13 protein-coding genes and 1 pseudogene are annotated in these 15212 nt (G+C 46.0%); 5 read left to right on the forward strand and 9 right to left on the reverse strand.

Going from position 1 to position 15212, the window contains the following annotated elements; genetic code table 11:
* Positions 1-91: 91 nt before the first annotated feature.
* From ppsA to NDA03_RS22090, 4 genes are all read right to left on the reverse strand, one after another.
* Complete coding sequence (gene ppsA / locus NDA03_RS22075; RefSeq protein ID WP_348239139.1) at positions 92-2530, reverse strand: phosphoenolpyruvate synthase; 2439 nt, start codon at positions 2528-2530, stop codon at positions 92-94.
* A gap of 773 nt (positions 2531-3303) precedes the next feature.
* Complete coding sequence (locus NDA03_RS22080; protein WP_190430211.1) at positions 3304-4287, reverse strand: DUF2382 domain-containing protein; 984 nt, start codon at positions 4285-4287, stop codon at positions 3304-3306.
* Positions 4288-4634: 347 nt separating this feature from the next.
* Complete coding sequence (locus NDA03_RS22085) at positions 4635-4844, reverse strand: acetyltransferase (RefSeq protein WP_190412075.1); 210 nt, start codon at positions 4842-4844, stop codon at positions 4635-4637.
* Between the two features lie 155 nt (positions 4845-4999).
* The gene (locus tag NDA03_RS22090) at positions 5000-5923 is read right to left on the reverse strand and encodes a DUF2382 domain-containing protein (protein WP_348239140.1); all 924 of its coding nucleotides are present in this window, start codon (positions 5921-5923) and stop codon (positions 5000-5002) included.
* 350 nt (positions 5924-6273) lie between these two features.
* Here NDA03_RS22090 and NDA03_RS22095 point away from each other — a divergent pair, with 350 nt between their 5' ends.
* The 3 genes and pseudogenes from NDA03_RS22095 to NDA03_RS22105 all read left to right on the forward strand — a co-directional run.
* The gene (locus NDA03_RS22095) at positions 6274-6927 is read left to right on the forward strand and encodes a bifunctional 4-hydroxy-2-oxoglutarate aldolase/2-dehydro-3-deoxy-phosphogluconate aldolase (protein ID WP_348239141.1); all 654 of its coding nucleotides are present in this window, start codon (positions 6274-6276) and stop codon (positions 6925-6927) included.
* Positions 6928-7031: 104 nt separating this feature from the next.
* Positions 7032-7544 (forward strand): L,D-transpeptidase, encoded by a 513-nt coding sequence (locus tag NDA03_RS22100; protein WP_190430208.1) that lies wholly within the window; start codon positions 7032-7034, stop codon positions 7542-7544.
* 498 nt (positions 7545-8042) lie between these two features.
* A pseudogene (locus tag NDA03_RS22105) lies at positions 8043-8405 on the forward strand (L,D-transpeptidase); the annotation flags it as partial.
* Positions 8406-8613: 208 nt separating this feature from the next.
* On the opposite strand, the gene NDA03_RS22110 reads toward NDA03_RS22105, so the two are convergent.
* Positions 8614-10209 (reverse strand): Hsp70 family protein, encoded by a 1596-nt coding sequence (locus tag NDA03_RS22110; protein WP_348239142.1) that lies wholly within the window; start codon positions 10207-10209, stop codon positions 8614-8616.
* Between the two features lie 343 nt (positions 10210-10552).
* Between NDA03_RS22110 and NDA03_RS22115 the strand changes: the two genes are divergently transcribed.
* On the forward strand, positions 10553-10780 hold the full coding sequence (locus NDA03_RS22115) for a hypothetical protein (RefSeq protein ID WP_190412080.1): 228 nt from the start codon (positions 10553-10555) through the stop codon (positions 10778-10780).
* A 167-nt stretch (positions 10781-10947) separates the two neighbouring features.
* Complete coding sequence (locus NDA03_RS22120) at positions 10948-11943, forward strand: hypothetical protein (RefSeq protein ID WP_348233802.1); 996 nt, start codon at positions 10948-10950, stop codon at positions 11941-11943.
* Positions 11944-12192: 249 nt separating this feature from the next.
* On the opposite strand, the gene glsA is transcribed toward NDA03_RS22120, so the two are convergent.
* From glsA to NDA03_RS22140, 4 genes are all read right to left on the reverse strand, one after another.
* Positions 12193-13182, reverse strand: a complete 990-nt coding sequence (gene glsA, locus NDA03_RS22125) for a glutaminase A (protein ID WP_348239143.1) — start codon at positions 13180-13182, stop codon at positions 12193-12195.
* A 63-nt stretch (positions 13183-13245) separates the two neighbouring features.
* Complete coding sequence (locus NDA03_RS22130) at positions 13246-14073, reverse strand: PHP domain-containing protein (RefSeq protein WP_348239144.1); 828 nt, start codon at positions 14071-14073, stop codon at positions 13246-13248.
* A 44-nt stretch (positions 14074-14117) separates the two neighbouring features.
* The gene (locus NDA03_RS22135) at positions 14118-14930 is read right to left on the reverse strand and encodes a cobalt-precorrin-6A reductase (RefSeq protein ID WP_348239145.1); all 813 of its coding nucleotides are present in this window, start codon (positions 14928-14930) and stop codon (positions 14118-14120) included.
* A 14-nt stretch (positions 14931-14944) separates the two neighbouring features.
* A complete protein-coding gene (locus NDA03_RS22140) occupies positions 14945-15127 on the reverse strand; it encodes a hypothetical protein (RefSeq protein WP_190682676.1) in 183 nt (60 codons plus the stop codon).
* Positions 15128-15212: the final 85 nt, after the last annotated feature.

The following is a 15212-nucleotide window of genomic DNA, read 5'->3' on the forward strand; positions in this document are numbered from 1 at the left end:
CCCGATCGGCTTGCTTATTTCCAGCTACACGGAAAACCCGTTCTCTTGGGGAAAACGGGTTTCTTGACGTTCAGTTTTTGCAACGATTGATTTAAACCCCTTCAACTTCCGCTACCATCAACAGCGTCTTCAGTACAGAATCTGGGTTTAAACTGATCGAATCAATCCCCAGTTCTACCAAGAATCGAGCAAATTCCGGGTAGTCGCTGGGCGCTTGACCGCAGATACCAATTTTGCGATTCGTTTTCTTAGCGGCAGCGATCGCCATCTTCACCATCCGCTTCACTGCTTCGTTACGTTCGTCAAAAATATGCGCCACTAACGCAGAATCCCGATCTAAACCTAACGTTAGCTGCGTTAAGTCGTTAGAACCGATGGAGAAACCATCAAAAACTTCGGCAAATTCTTCAGCCATAATTACGTTACTGGGCAACTCGCACATCACGTAAACTTGCAAACCGTTTTTGCCTTGTTCCAAGCCATGCTTCGCCATCTCTGCTAACACCTTGCGCCCTTCTTCGGGAGTGCGGCAGAAAGGAATCATCGGGATAACATTTGTTAAACCCATTTCATCTCGCACCCGCTTCAAGGCTTGGCACTCTAAAGCAAAAGCATCGCGATAGTTTTCATCATAGTAACGAGACGCCCCTCGCCAGCTAAGCATTGGGTTTTCTTCTTTGGGTTCAAATTGCCTGCCTCCCAAAAGATTAGCGTATTCATTACTCTTGAAATCGCTCATTCGCACAACCACTGGATTGGGATAAAAAGCGGCAGCAATCCTTGCGGCTCCTTGAGCTAACTTATCGACAAAATATTGAGGTTTATGTTCATAAGCTGCCGTCATTTCCGCAATTTTTTCTTTAGCTTCTACATCCTCCAATTTGTCGTAATAAATCAAAGCTAAAGGATGGGCTTTGATGTGATTAGCAATGATGAATTCCAGCCTAGCTAATCCTACCCCATCATTCGGAATCGCTGAGAGGCTAAATGCTTCTTCAGGATTGCCTACATTCATCATAATTTTAGTGCGAGTGCGGGGTAGGTTCTCCAGCGGAATTTCTTGAACTTCGTAGGGTAATAATCCGGAATAAACCCGTCCTTCTTCTCCCTCAGAACAAGAAACCGTAATTTTTTGACCTGTTTTTAAAATATCTGTACCATTTCCGCAACCCACAATGGCTGGAATTCCCATTTCTCTGGCAATAATTGCCGCGTGACAGGTACGCCCCCCTTTATTCGTAATAATCGCGCTAGCTTTTTTCATGATTGGTTCCCAATCAGGGTCAGTTTTATCAGTGACTAAAACTTCCCCGGCTTGGAACAAATCAATTTTGTTCGCATCGAGAATTACCCTGGCTTTGCCCTGCCCGATTGCCTCTCCAACGCTACGCCCTGTTAGTAAAGGTACCGCCTGCTGCCCTCCTACCAGATGATAGCTACGCAGAACTGTTTTACTCTTTTGCGATTGCACTGTTTCTGGGCGAGCTTGGACGATGAAAAGCTCATTAGTAACGCCATCTTTTGCCCACTCAATATCCATCGGCATATCCTTGCCGTGGACATCGCTGTAATGATTTTCAATCAAGCAAGCCCACTCGGCGAGTTGCAAAATTTCGTCATCGTTGAGGGCGAATTTCCGTTGATCGCTTAAGGGCACTCGCTCATTCTTAGTGATTTTACAGCCCCCCTGATCGCACACTAATTTGAATTCTTTGCTGCCCAGTCGTTTGTCAATAATTGGGCGGAATCCATCTTTTAAGGTGGGCTTGAAAACCAGATATTCATCGGGGTTGACTGCCCCTTGAACTACATTTTCCCCTAATCCGTAAGCGGCTGTAATTAAGGCGGCATTTTTAAAGCCGGTTTCGGTATCAATCGAGAACATGACACCAGAGGAGGCTAAATCCGAACGTACCATTTTTTGCACGCCGACGGAAAGCGCAACATCAAAATGGTCGAAGTTCTTGATGTGGCGGTAAGAAATCGCACGGTCGGTAAATAGGGAGGCAAAGCATCGATGACAAGCTGCCAAAACTCCTGGAGCGGTTTGAACGTTTAGGAAGGTTTCTTGTTGACCGGCAAAACTAGCATCGGGCAAATCTTCAGCAGTGGCAGAGGAGCGAACAGCTACATCCATGTCAGAGCCATAAAGCTTGCACATCTGTTGGTAAGCTGCGGTAATTGCTGTCCGTAGTTCCTCAGGGAAAGGCGTATGCATTAACAATGCTCGTGCCTTTTTTCCGCGTTCCCGCAGGTTGTCGAGGTCTTCAACATCCAAGTCAGAAAAGAGCGATCGCAGCTTGTCTTCTAATCCCGCTGATTGAATGAAATAGCGGTAGGCATACGCCGTTGTGGCAAACCCGTTGGGAACATTGACTCCCTGGCGGGTTAACTGCTGAATCATTTCCCCTAAGGAAGCATTTTTTCCGCCTACCAAAGGGACATCGATAATTCCAACTTCATCGAACCAGAGAATTAGCGATCGCTCTTTGGATAAGTGCAATGACCTTTCTGCCGCTGCTGTAACCATAGCTTTTTCTCCTTTTGTAGCTTTAGTCTAGCGATGGCGAGGCTGAGAATGGGTAAATTAGATCACTTCTTCATTAATTTTGTAATTTCTTTGGGATCACTGCGAAATCAGCCGGTTTTGGTTATAATTTCCAGAGATTAAAGCTGCCAATTAGCAAAGATGCCCTCGATAAAGGGGCACAATAAAGCTTAAAGAATTCAGGATAAATACTGAGGGATCGAGAATAAAGGTAAACAGAGTTTATGACTTTCGCCTTTTCTGCTCAAACTTTTTTACTGTTTAATTAATTATTCCGATTTCCAGCCAAGTCCTTGTAGGCTGAGAATTGTTCTCTTGATTCCTTACCGAGGTACAAGGCAAAACGATAAAAGCCTCCCTATCTTCTTGCACGCACAACAAAATAGCAGACCAAATGGAAAAAATTCCCCCATCTCTGTGAAGTTCGGGGGGCAAAGGAGGAGCTGTTGTAGAGCAATCAAAAAGGGTAGGCGATCGCGTTTGCGATCGGAGCTTGGGAATGTTACAAGCGAGCATGCCCTGTATTGCTGAGATACGCCCCCACGTTTCTAGCGTGGGGCTACATAAACGAAGTTTGCCGGGAGCAGGCTAAAATTCTTAGTCTGTTCCCGGCAGCCGTTATCCTCGCAAGCCTCCACCCTTCAGGGTGTAGGCGCATGATGCATTGGGATGCTCCCAGTTAGCAGTTCCCTATCACCCAAGTACCACGTTTCCAATCTCCAGGCACTTGTCTCAAACTTTATATCTCAACCGGGTTACTTTCCATTTGACGATGGCTTGATTGAACAGCGATCAAACCATTCCTGGTAAGTTGCCTGATGTTCTGCGTCTTCTAGAATGATTTCCACTCGGACTTTGGCACACCCATGCCCACGCTGATGCGCGATCGCATCTAAAATTCGACTTGCTGTTCTCGGTGAATCAAACTCACCTCTAACTGTTGGCTGAGTATCTAAACTTGTAGTTTTAGCGTCGATACTTGTAGATTTAGCGCCGATAGCTGCTTCAATCAGCTCAAGACCAGGAATTTCTCCTTGTCCTAAATCAATTTCTGCAAGCTGTTTGTGTTCGGGGCTGACTTGTTCAACAATTAGAATTTCGCGGCGGACTGGCACCTCTACCATGCGCGTTTCGATTTCTTTGCGAACGATAACTTCACCGACTTTATGTTTGTTGCTGTCAATGACTAATCGTTCTTCTAACAACCGGAAGATTTCTTCCTCGACAACTTCTGACTCTGTACTAAAAGTATTAGAAGCATCCTCTGGCATACTATTTCGCTCCAGTTCTTCTGGGTGATTATTTAAGTCATCTGGCGTTGCCATGACAGAGGCAGTCGAGGCATCTGTTACTTCCCATTCAGCTTTTTTTGAGATTGGTGAAGTTTCTAAAGGCTCTACATCCGTTGTTTTTTCTAAGGGTACATATTCAGGCAAATACTGGGTTTCCGCTTTGCTAATGTCTACAAACAGAGTTTTTGTAGACGAGTCCACCTGCTGGATATGCTTGCTTCGGATGAGAAATAATGGGGCATTTTGATTTAGCCCTTCTTGAGATATCACTAAGTTTAGCTGACGGTCTGAATCGAGATTTACATCCTTCACCTTTCCTAACAGCAAGTTTTCCCGATCTCTGACTGCAAAAGATTTAAGTTTACTTTGCAATTTATTTAGCAAGACATTAATTCTGACATCGTTTCGCCTTGCTCCTTGCCCTTGTGCTAGCATTTGATGGTTCATTTTAAAAACTTCCTAAACGATCTTGAAGCAAAATTCGATTTTTCCTTCCATTTATGAACGGGTGTTTATGTTTATATAGATAACAAGCAAGTCCTTATCCCAGTTTGAAGTTTAGATTTTGGATTAGGCATGGGGAAAGGGGATCTTTACCAGGAGCATATTCGCTTTGTTAGTAACGAATTTTCGGTTGGGTTGTGTGACTAATCGTTACCCAACCGGCAAAAGATAATGGTAATACAATCCCCTATCCGCCATTTAAAAATTTGCAGCCCTTTTCCTAAACTCAAAAGTTTCTAGCAAGACTTGACGAATAAACACCCGATAATGCTTAAGCGTTTTATTGAAAATTAGGTGGTTGTATAGTTGGCATCCATCCAACAGCGAGGTAGGCTTTCCCCAGAAGGAAAAATTAATTCTTTCTTCTCAAAAGAAGCTTTTTCCTGTTCCTCCTGCCCTGCTTGATCTCGCCCAGAAATTGCATCATTATTAGGGTTGAACAGCTCCTCAATATCGAGAACTTCTATCAAATCGCCGGTTTGTTTGTTTTTGAGAAACATGAAGACTTTCTAAATTAGGTTATCAGGTGCAAGTTAGTGGTAGGAAAACCCTACCTCTAAAGGTGCAGGCAGAGCTAATAATTTGCCCTGCCTGCATGGTTTTTACTCGCTTACGCTTAAATCATCGGTGACTTAATCGCTCGTTGAAGGGCTTCTTAAATCCGATCAGAAGGTAAGTTAGTAGGGCGGTTAATAGTAGCTTGCCCGTCCGTATTCACATCTAACTCTTCACGACGAATCGTTTCTTCTGCGTCAACTGTTTCGTGGTCTACAACTTTCTTAACTCTGACTTCCTCACGCACAAAAGCTTCTTTGTGAATGTCAGGAGTTTCTTCGTAGATTTCCACGCGGGCAACTTCCCCTTCGCGGAAATCAGCTTCGCCAGGAGTTACGGCTGTTCCAGCATCTGCTGGAGTAACTCGCTCAATCACCACTCGCTCTTTTTCAACTGGTACTGACACTCGTGCAGTTTCGGTTTCAATGTGCTTACCAACCGTAACTTCCCCGGTTTTAACGCGAGTTTTGTTAGCAATCAACCGCTCTTGGTACAGTCTGAGAGTTTGATGATCCCGATCGTTCAGTCCGTACAAATTCGGCTCTTGCTGATAGTTGTAGGTACTCCGATCGTAAGCGTCAATGTTAGGCGTAGCCGCTGCATAGGAGGTATCAACAACAGGTGCTGCATCAACGTTAGCAGAGGTAGCAGAGGCTCCAGTAGCGGGAGTGCGATAAACGCCTCTTACCCGTTCTTCATAGTCGTAATCAGTCCTGGTAGCTTCGTTGAACTCTGGTAAAGCTTCTGCTTGCTCTCTGGTCATGCCAATTGCGTAAACCCGATCCGTGTTGTAATCGATTCGCGAACGACCAATTGGTAGTAAAACTTTTTTGCCAAAAATCCAAAAGCCTAGGTCAACAACTAAATACCGAAAATGACCTTCTTCATCAACTAGAACATCGCTAACAGTTCCAATTTTATCGTCGGTACTACTTTCTGAATAGACCCCCATTCCATGAAGGTCATCTCCTTCAAACGTCTCGCTGTAGTTTGGATCAAAGTCAGTGAGTTTTAAAAGAGGCATGATTTTGTTTCCTCAAAATTATTTCTATATTTGCGATTTTATTAATTTTATTAAGTGTTTCCATCTCCCTAGCGACTGAATTAACTCGCGTTAAGTAACTCCTGCAAAAATTAAATCGAAGGATTTCAATATTTAAACTTGAGTTATTGAAAATGTAACTTGGTGGTTGAGCTTGAGTTTTTTAGGCAGTAACTGATAGCTAGAAATATTAAGAAATATTAATTAAGAGCAAGTTAAGATAAACAAATGCGTATTCCTAAGGGCTGAAAAACAAGTAAGAATTAAATCAGAAATAGCTAATAGTATCCAAGAAGTTCAAAAATTAATCTGCCTAACGGTAGAAAATGAGGATGTATAATCAGTCGTGGTTCAAGCAGGTGCAAAAGCACCGTGCGATCGCAGTCATTCGCGCACCGCAGATGGAGCTGGGTCGCCAAATGGCTCATGCGGTTGCGTCTGGGGGAATGCAGTTGATTGAAATTACTTGGAATAGCGACAACCCAGCAGAATTGATTGGTGATTTGCGATCGCAATTACCCGCGTGTACGATTGGCACGGGCACTGTATTAAATCGGAAACAGCTTAAAGACGCGATCGCTGCCGGTGCCCAGTTCGTCTTTACTCCCCACGTTGACCCAATCTTAATTCAGACAGCAATGGATAGCGGCGTGCCGATGGTGCCGGGGGCGCTGTCTCCAACGGAAATTGTCACTGCGTGGCAAGCCGGTGCCAGTTGTGTCAAAGTGTTCCCCGTCCAAGCGGTAGGCGGTGCCAGCTACATCAAAAGTCTGCAAGGGCCATTAGGACATATTCCCTTAATTCCGACTGGGGGGGTCACGGTAGAAAATGCTAAAGCCTTTCTCGCGGCTGGAGCGATCGCGGTCGGACTTTCCGGCAGTTTATTTCCCCAAAACTGGGAAGCCAATGCCTCGTCCTCTGGATGGGAGGCGATCGCCAAACGCGCTCAAACTCTGATGCAATTAGTGAATGAATCCACCAGCTGAGTTACGATTGAGCTAATAAAAGACCGACATTAGTTGCTCCTAGCAGCTAATCAGAGCTTTTCGCTGAATTTTTCTAACCGATCCACCGAGTGAGATGATTTGCCATGAAAAGCATCATTTCTGCTAATTTGCTGCATCGCCCAGTTGCATTTTTTGCTGGGGCGGTGGTGGCGCTTACGGCTTTGGATGCTGCTTTCGCACCCGCGATCGCTCAAACAAAGCAGCCGATTGTGGCTGCAAAAATGCAGGAATTACAACAATCCGATCAACGCTGGATTCAGATTGACCTGTCCAAGCAACGACTGGTTGCCTGGGAAGGTGGAAAACCCGTCTATGCAGTGGTTGTTTCTACCGGCAAACGTTCAACTCCCACTCGCACCGGCACGTTTGCGATTAAATCGAAACATCGGTCTGCCAGGATGCGCGGGGCTGATTATGATGTTCCGAATGTTCCTTACACGATGTATTACCACGGTGGTTATGCCATCCACGGTGCTTATTGGCATCGCCGGTTTGGAACTCCCGTTAGCCACGGTTGCATCAATGTAGCCGTTAATCATTCTAAATGGCTATTTAACTGGGCTGCGGTGGGGACGCCCGTCGTTGTCCATAAGTAAGAAGGAAAGTAAATAAAAATAAATAGTTTTTTTGGCTCTAGAACCCTCTTTTATGGAAAAATCTGGAATAGATTCCCAAAATCTATCTAAAGATGGTTTTAGCTAACTATCAGATAGGGAAACCTAACCTTAGCTACTTTCCTAGACCCGAAAGTGAGGTGTGTCATTAAAAGCCAAATTTGCTTTGCTTGGTTACGTCGTTCTGGAACCTTCTGGGCAAGTATTGCCCTGATCTTTGCGACTTTGTTTTCTTGGTCAACGCCCGCTCTGTCAGCATCAAAGTCAGTCAGGGCAAGGGAGACAGCCGAACAGCCATCGACGAGAAGATCAGTGCGATCGCGCAGAGCCATGCGGAAGCGCATCCGAGTTCGGAGAACAGCCTCCAGCAACAGGGTTCGCCGAGGCAGAAGAATTGCCAGCAACAAGGCTCGCGTTCGTAGAAGAGTCGCCAGCAACAGGGTTCGTCGTACAAGAGTCGCCAGTAACAGTCTTCGCGCTCGGCGATCGCAACGGCGCTGGATTGAAGTAAACCTTTCAAAGCAACGGTTAATTGCCTGGGAAGGTGGAAGACGGGTTTATTCTGTCCGAATTTCCAGTGGTAAGCGCTCCACCCCCACTCGCGTCGGGACTTTCAGGATTCAATCAAAGCACCGCACGGCTCGCATGCGAGGAAGAGACTACAACGTTCCCAATGTACCCTACACGATGTACTACTCCGGCGGCTATGCCATTCATGGAGCGTACTGGCATAACCGCTTTGGTACCCCAGTCAGCCACGGCTGTGTCAATGTGCCAGTCGCTCAAGCTCGCAAGTTGTACAGCTTCGCCTCACATGGCACAAAGGTGGTTGTCCGTCGTTAAGGGGTAACGGGTAATATCAAATGCGTCATCAAAGAACCCCCGCCCCCTATCCCCAGAGGGGACCCCGAGTCCCCCAACCCCTCCCCGCAAGCAGGGAGGGGAGCCGGAGCCGGAGTGGGAGCGGGAGCAAAAGGCGATCGCTCTGTTGGTGGGGTTCTTCTTAATTGCGGGTAATCAACTGGATTGGATAAGGACTGATGACCCAAACCTAGCTCAGCTCAACGACCGGCTGATTGTCTAATAAAGTTTGATTGGTCAGCAGGTCTTCAACGGTGATTCGCAGGAAGCGATCGCGATCGACGCGAAACAGAAGTTTAATGCGATCGCTTCCTGGGTACCCTGGTGGTGTCAAATTGGCAATGGTACGGGCACCCTGGCGGTCGTTGAGGGGTTGTACCGATGTCTGGTCGCTGCCCAGACGACGGGTGATTAAGCGATCGCCATCGAAATACACTTCAGTTCCACCTGTTTCAGCACCTAACTCTCCGACAATTAATTCGATGCTGGGTTGGTTTTCCACCGAAGCACCTAGAACTAATTCCACAGGTTGGCTCATCGGGTAAGCTTGGCCTGAATTAATCAGTTGATGCCAGTTGTGGCGATTATTCCGGCGATCCCAGTAGCGGATGCCATAGCTGTGGTAGAGAAAATCTTGCAGTTCGACGCCTTGACTCAGTTGCAGGGCACCTTGCGCGATCGCTTCAAACGGGCGATCGCAACGAATTTTGCTGGAGTCAAAGTATTGCTGCACCCATGTCTGTACGGCGGGGATTTGTACAGTCCCGCCTACTAATAAGACAGCATCAATATCTGACACTTCGATGCCTTGCCGACGCGCTTGCTGCAATACTTGAGTCATCGACTCGTCTAAGCGAGCAAAAAATTGATGTTCTGTGAGGATGGCTTCAAAGCGATCGCGATTGAGTTCTAATTCGTAACTCTCAAAAGTTTCATCATTAAAATAAACCTCGTTCGCTTCGGTTTGCACAGATAACTGAATTTTTAACCGTTCTGCCAGTCGTGTCGTCAAAGGTGTCGGCTTCAATCCCTGAGTTTTGGCGAAATAATCAACAACCCAGTTATCCAGATCCGAACCGCCTAAATTTTGTCCGGCTTTCGCTAATACCCGCGCAGTTTTTGCCTTCTGTCCGGACTTTTCAGCTAGCTGTTTTTTTCCCCATTTGAGAATAAAACCCAGTGGCTTCTGAGTTTCTGTCATATCCAGCCGCACCAGGGAAAGATCCAGCGTCCCGCCGCCAAAATCTACCACCAGTACCACGCCCCCATCTTTCATTCCATAGCCCAAAGCAGCGGCTGTCGGTTCATCCAACATCCGCACTTGTTCTACCGGAAGAGATTGGCATACCTGTCCCAGCCACTTTCGGTAAGCTTCAAAGCTGTCTACTGGCACCGTTAATACCAGAGACTGTCCCACATCGGGAGTAACAGCATGGAGTTTCTCAATCAGCTGGTTGAGGAACCATTGTCCGACTTGCTCAAAAGTAACGAACTGCCCATCTAATTCTGGGAGGAATCCTTGAATATCAGCCCCAATTCCTCGTTTAAAGCTACGGAAAAAGCGGGCATCGCTAGTGAGATCGAGACCGCGATCGCGTACAGCTTGCCCCACCACCACCGTCGAGAGTGCCGCATCCTCAACATAGAGCAAACTGGGAATTAGGGGGGGATTCTGCCCAGCGATGACCGATAACCCAGGTAGACTCACGGTTTCTGGTTGCTGGAGGGCTGGATTCCAGCGAGCGATAACCGTATTGCTAGTTCCAAAATCAATTGCGAGCGCCATTCAGCTTCACACCGACAAACCGGCATCACGTCCTCAAGGATTTTATCAACGAATCTCCCTGTTTCCCTTCAAACTCAGTTTTCCTGCTTTTTTTGTCTGACTTAAAGGCTACTAAACCTCTATGCTGTCGAGGTTATAGCTTTTTTAGTAGTTTAATATACATTTTCTTGCCTTTTGTCGATTTCTCTGGTATTTTAACAACTCCCTCTTTGGACGCATGGCAAGTAAAAGAAACATTTTTTAACATAGAAGTGTCAAGGGGAATGTCAGGAGTTATCAAAAGTCCTCAAGCCCTTTAATCGCTAGATGACCATTCAGTATTTTTAGAAAAAGGGCTGAAAAGATGAATAACCAGCAACCAACAGAAGCTGCTAATTTCTTAGCAAACTTCAAAATTGGTCTATGGTTCTTCGGTATTTCCTTCTGGCTATTTGGGATTACCGATAGAAGTATTGCTTCATTGTCAGATGGATATCTTTCTGTCATTGACATCGCGCAACTAGGCACGGCGACGTTTTTCTTTGTAAGTTGGCTGCTTTTAAAGCCAACCTCAAGGCAAAAACAGGTTTAAGACAGGTGGCATTCGGAGGGTTTTTCCAGAGGTGTATCTAGTGCCATTGGCACTAGATGAAGTAGACGATCCCAAACGCGATCGCTTCTATACAAGCTTCCAAGCACCATTAGGAGTGCTAAAGCCAAGCATAAATCAATAGAAAAATCTCAATCTTTTGAATTATTATGTCTAGCAATATTCTTCAAAACACTGACTTTAAACTCATAAACAATAATCAATACTTAGAGATTTCTCTATTTATCACCAACTTCAAGAATGGAATTTGGGTATTTGGAATTCCCTCTTGGCTATTCGGACTCACCGATAGAACGGTTGCTTCCTTTGCTGATGGCTATTTATCAGTAATAGAAGTTATCCACTTATTTACAGCTTCTTTTTTCTTCCTAAGTTGGCTGTATTTAAGACCCGATCAAAACTTAACGGGCGATAGTTTAGGCACAATCCAAAACTACCAAGCCGATGCAAATCCTTACCAAAATGAAGGATATTTATCTACAGTTCAAGCTAGAATGCTTGAATTGCAAGAGCAGCATCAGCATATGATAGGGCAGGAATATATTCTACCTTTCCCCTACGTATGCCAAATCTATCATTTATTAAATTTAAAACATCTGGAAAGTATTCACAACTTTAGCCTGAATAACTTAAGGGTTATTAATGTGAGTCATTTCCAGCCTACAGCCATCGGTGGAATGGTGAAATTCCAAACTGTTTTAGATTCTCCAATTAATCCTTTAAGAATTTGGAGACAACCAATCGTTGAAGTGGACTTAACATTGCATAGTCCCTATACGGTTGAACTCAGCATTCCGGTTTACAATGGCAAAAGGATCGTTGTAATTTTCAATGCCATTCCGCTCAGCGACACCGAACATAAGTTCCTCGTAGACATTTACAGCGATTTGGAGTGGCCCAGACCTTTATTGCAATTTATCTTGCATTTTGCCTCTTGTTTGACACTCTTTGAAGATTTGCCTTACCTACAGAAACTAGCTGAAAGAAATATACAGCGGTTGGTCAGCTTAAATAGGGTTTCAAATCATGAAACAATGTGGCTCTTTCAAAGATTTGTAGACCTCTACGGTTCGAGTATAGAATCCTCGGAAACCAAAGCAATTAAAGCGATTGATGCGTCGCAAGAAGCTACCCTTTTAAGCTAAGACAGCGGAATCTAACGGGTGCTGGGTTTCGTTCCCAGGGTTCAGGCTACGGAATTTCGGCTAAAGATAGGTGCTATTCAGGTTCAGTTGAATGGCACTGATTTCAGTCTTAAACTAAGGCTCTAAACTAAAGTTTGGGCTGAAAGCTCGTAACCCGTCAAAACGGGTTCAACGCTCACTCAGTCAGTTTAATTTAGCTTGATATTGCTTCTGGGTGTGGAATTTATCTCCAGGCTCATGGCGGCGGTTCTATTCAGATTCAGTTTCTTGCTTGTTGCACAAAGTATCCAGCAAACGGGATCTATCTGTTTGCAAGTCAAATAAATGTAACCCAAACTTCTCTGATAGTTCCTCAGACACCTTTATTCCCCTGACGCTGCTGCCGTGCGAGTCTAGCGGGGGTGAAAAAATTGCAATGCCCATTTGCTGTGGCACAACCACAATCAGTCCGCCCGATACTCCACTTTTAGCGGGAAGACCCACTTTATACGCCCACTCTCCGGCAAAGTCATACATCCCGCAAGTGTACATGACTGTCAAAATATCTCTGATATAACGGGAATCAACCGCACGCTCCTGGGTGATCGGGTTCATGCCGTTGTTCGCGAGAGTCGCTGCCATCACTGCCAAATCGCGGCAATTCACCATCAAAGAACACTGCTGAAAGTACAAATCCAGTGCCTCGTCAATTTTCGCGTCGATCATGCCAAAATTGAGCATCAGATGCGCCATTGCTCGGTTGCGATGCCCGGTCGTTCGCTCTGACATGAACACGGACATATCAATAAATAGGTTGTGTCCAACGTAACGCTGAAACATATCCAGCATCCGGTTTAAGCGCTCAGTTGGTCCCACTCCTTTAATTAAACTGGTGGTAGCGATCGCTCCCGCATTTACCATTGGGTTATACGGTCGCTTTGAGGATTCATCCAGCTTAATAATGGAGTTAAAAGCATCGCCGGTGGGTTCCACTCCCACCCTCTTCACAACATAATCGCGCCCATGATCTTCCAGTGCCATTCCGTATACAAATGCCTTGGATATCGACTGAAGGGTGAACAACTGTTCGCAATCGCCGATTTCATAAACTTGACCATCCACGGTGACAATGGATATCCCAAACCAATCCGGGTTTGCCTTGGCGAGTTCCGGGATATAGTTTGCCAATACACCTTCATGAATTGACTTGTACTTGAGGTGCAAGTCGTTGAGAAAGTCTTGCAGGATGGCACTTGCCATTGGTAATTGGTAATAAGGAATGGGTAATCGCTAATTGTTTCGGGTGACATTAGCGATTAGAAATTAACGTAAACTTGCCGCCGCCTGTTTAATGGGTTCGAGCAAATCTAACGGTACCTGAAGCATATTCAGCGTACTGCGATCTGGAGTTTTAGGATCGGGACTGGGGCCATGATAATCGCTGCCACCTGTCATCAGTAAGCCATATTCAGCGCACAACTTTTTGAGATTTTGGATTTCTTTGGCACTGTGGTTGGGATGATAAACCTCAACGCCCATTAACCCAGCAGCAACCAATTCTTTTAGCACTTCCGCAACATTACCTCCTCGGAACAGGTAGGGATGCGCCCACACAGGCACGGCACCGCAAGAACGTAACATGGCAATCCCTTCAACAATCGAGAATTTCTCGTAATGCACATAAGCCGGTTTATCATCCCCCAGCAGGCGATCGAAAGCTTCCCGCGATGACTGAAAATAACCGGCTTTCACGAGGGCAGTCGCAATATGAGGACGCCCCGGTGCCATGCCTTCACCTAATTCAGGTAACTGAATTGGGTAGCCTAATTCTGCCAATTTAGCGACCATTTGTTGCGATCGCCGTTTCCGTCCTTCTAGGCGATCGCCCAAAGGTTCTCGCAGCTTCTGTGCATCTGGGTAAAAGCCCAAAATATGTAAGGAACAATGGTTGTGAACGGTGCTGAGTTCCAATCCGGGGACAATTTCCAGGTTATGCAGTTTGGCAGCAGCAAACGCCTCATCCCAGCCATTCATCGTATCGTGATCGGTAATGGCAAGGGCGCGGACTCCGGCACTCATCGCCGCGTTAACGAGTTCGCTTGGTGTAAGGGTGCCGTCTGAGTATGTGGTGTGGCAGTGTAGTTCTAGCATTCTTTAATTGTCGCTTGATTCACGCTCGCTAAGATTGTGGCGGACTAAACTCGACGAAAGATGTCTTGGCAGAACTCTAGCGCTGTTTTCAAGTCGCTGGTTTGCTGAGGATACGCAACTTCTGGACGAGTAATAACCACTAAGGGAATGCCTAACTCTGCGGCAACTTTGCGCTTGATATCTTCTCCCCCAGCCGTTCCTGATGCTTTCGTAACCACAAGGGAAATGTCCCACTGTCGCCACAGCGCCATTTCCAATTCCGCAGAGATGGGGGGGCGAATCGCAATCAGTTTATCGGGTGTAAACCCTGATTGTAAAGCTGCTTCCAGCGCTGTTACGGAAGGAAGAATTCGGGCAAATAAAGTAGACTTTTCTTGCCAAGGACGGAACCGGGACAAGCTGCGATAACCAATTGTCAGTAGCACCCGTTGCCCTTGTAGGTAGTCTCCAGATAAAAGCGTGTCGAAACTATCTAGCTCTATTACCAGCTGCTTCTGTAAGCTTGCATCAATAACCGGACGCTCGTAGCGGAGATAGGGAATTTGTTGCTTTTGTGCAGTTGCGATCGCTATCTTGGAAATCTCCGCCGCATAGGGATGAGACGCATCCAAAATCGCCACAATTCCCTGCTCTTTTAAAAACCAATCCAACTGCGCTGCATCCAGATAGCCCACCCAAACTTGCAAGGAGGGTATTGATGGATACAGCGTTCTAGCGGCTTCTGTGGTGACAGTAACAATGCAGGGTAGATGGAAACGAGCGATCGCTTTTGCTAACTCAGCACTCTCCTGAGTGCCCCCAATTAGCCACAGGCGTTGCTCAAAGGATGAAGAATTCGTTTCTGATTCATCCCTCACCCTTTATCCTTCCTCTATCCCTTGAGTGCTTTTCTAAAGTTCTGACGATAGGATTTATTGCCAATTATCAAAGCAGGCCATAACAGAGCCAGAACGAGCCGACCTTGGCTGAAATTCGTCCGGCGGAACCCCTTCCAGAATCTCCATCCGCCGTATCCATAAGCCCCTAGAAATAATAAGCCTAATAACGTACCCATTCAAACAATCCTCATTAACCCATTAAAACTGACTGCATTTTTGTCGCCACCAGCAACTGTTAATCTTTCCAACACTGTTTGAGAC

The sequence above is a fragment of the Trichocoleus sp. Lan genome (assembly GCF_039961855.1).
GTDB lineage: Bacteria > Cyanobacteriota > Cyanobacteriia > Cyanobacteriales > FACHB-T130 > FACHB-T130.

Bases quoted from the DNA above. Each gene is read 5' to 3' on its own strand.
- ppsA (WP_348239139.1), bottom strand. From the start codon at position 2,530: ATGGTTACAGCAGCGGCAGAAAGGTCATTGCACTTATCCAAAGAGCGA.
- NDA03_RS22080 (WP_190430211.1), bottom strand. From the start codon at position 4,287: ATGAACCATCAAATGCTAGCACAAGGGCAAGGAGCAAGGCGAAACGAT.
- NDA03_RS22085 (WP_190412075.1), bottom strand. From the start codon at position 4,844: ATGTTTCTCAAAAACAAACAAACCGGCGATTTGATAGAAGTTCTCGAT.
- NDA03_RS22090 (WP_348239140.1), bottom strand. From the start codon at position 5,923: ATGCCTCTTTTAAAACTCACTGACTTTGATCCAAACTACAGCGAGACG.
- NDA03_RS22095 (WP_348239141.1), top strand. From the start codon at position 6,274: ATGTATAATCAGTCGTGGTTCAAGCAGGTGCAAAAGCACCGTGCGATC.
- NDA03_RS22100 (WP_190430208.1), top strand. From the start codon at position 7,032: ATGAAAAGCATCATTTCTGCTAATTTGCTGCATCGCCCAGTTGCATTT.
- NDA03_RS22110 (WP_348239142.1), bottom strand. From the start codon at position 10,209: ATGGCGCTCGCAATTGATTTTGGAACTAGCAATACGGTTATCGCTCGC.
- NDA03_RS22115 (WP_190412080.1), top strand. From the start codon at position 10,553: ATGAATAACCAGCAACCAACAGAAGCTGCTAATTTCTTAGCAAACTTC.
- NDA03_RS22120 (WP_348233802.1), top strand. From the start codon at position 10,948: ATGTCTAGCAATATTCTTCAAAACACTGACTTTAAACTCATAAACAAT.
- glsA (WP_348239143.1), bottom strand. From the start codon at position 13,182: ATGGCAAGTGCCATCCTGCAAGACTTTCTCAACGACTTGCACCTCAAG.
- NDA03_RS22130 (WP_348239144.1), bottom strand. From the start codon at position 14,073: ATGCTAGAACTACACTGCCACACCACATACTCAGACGGCACCCTTACA.
- NDA03_RS22140 (WP_190682676.1), bottom strand. From the start codon at position 15,127: ATGGGTACGTTATTAGGCTTATTATTTCTAGGGGCTTATGGATACGGC.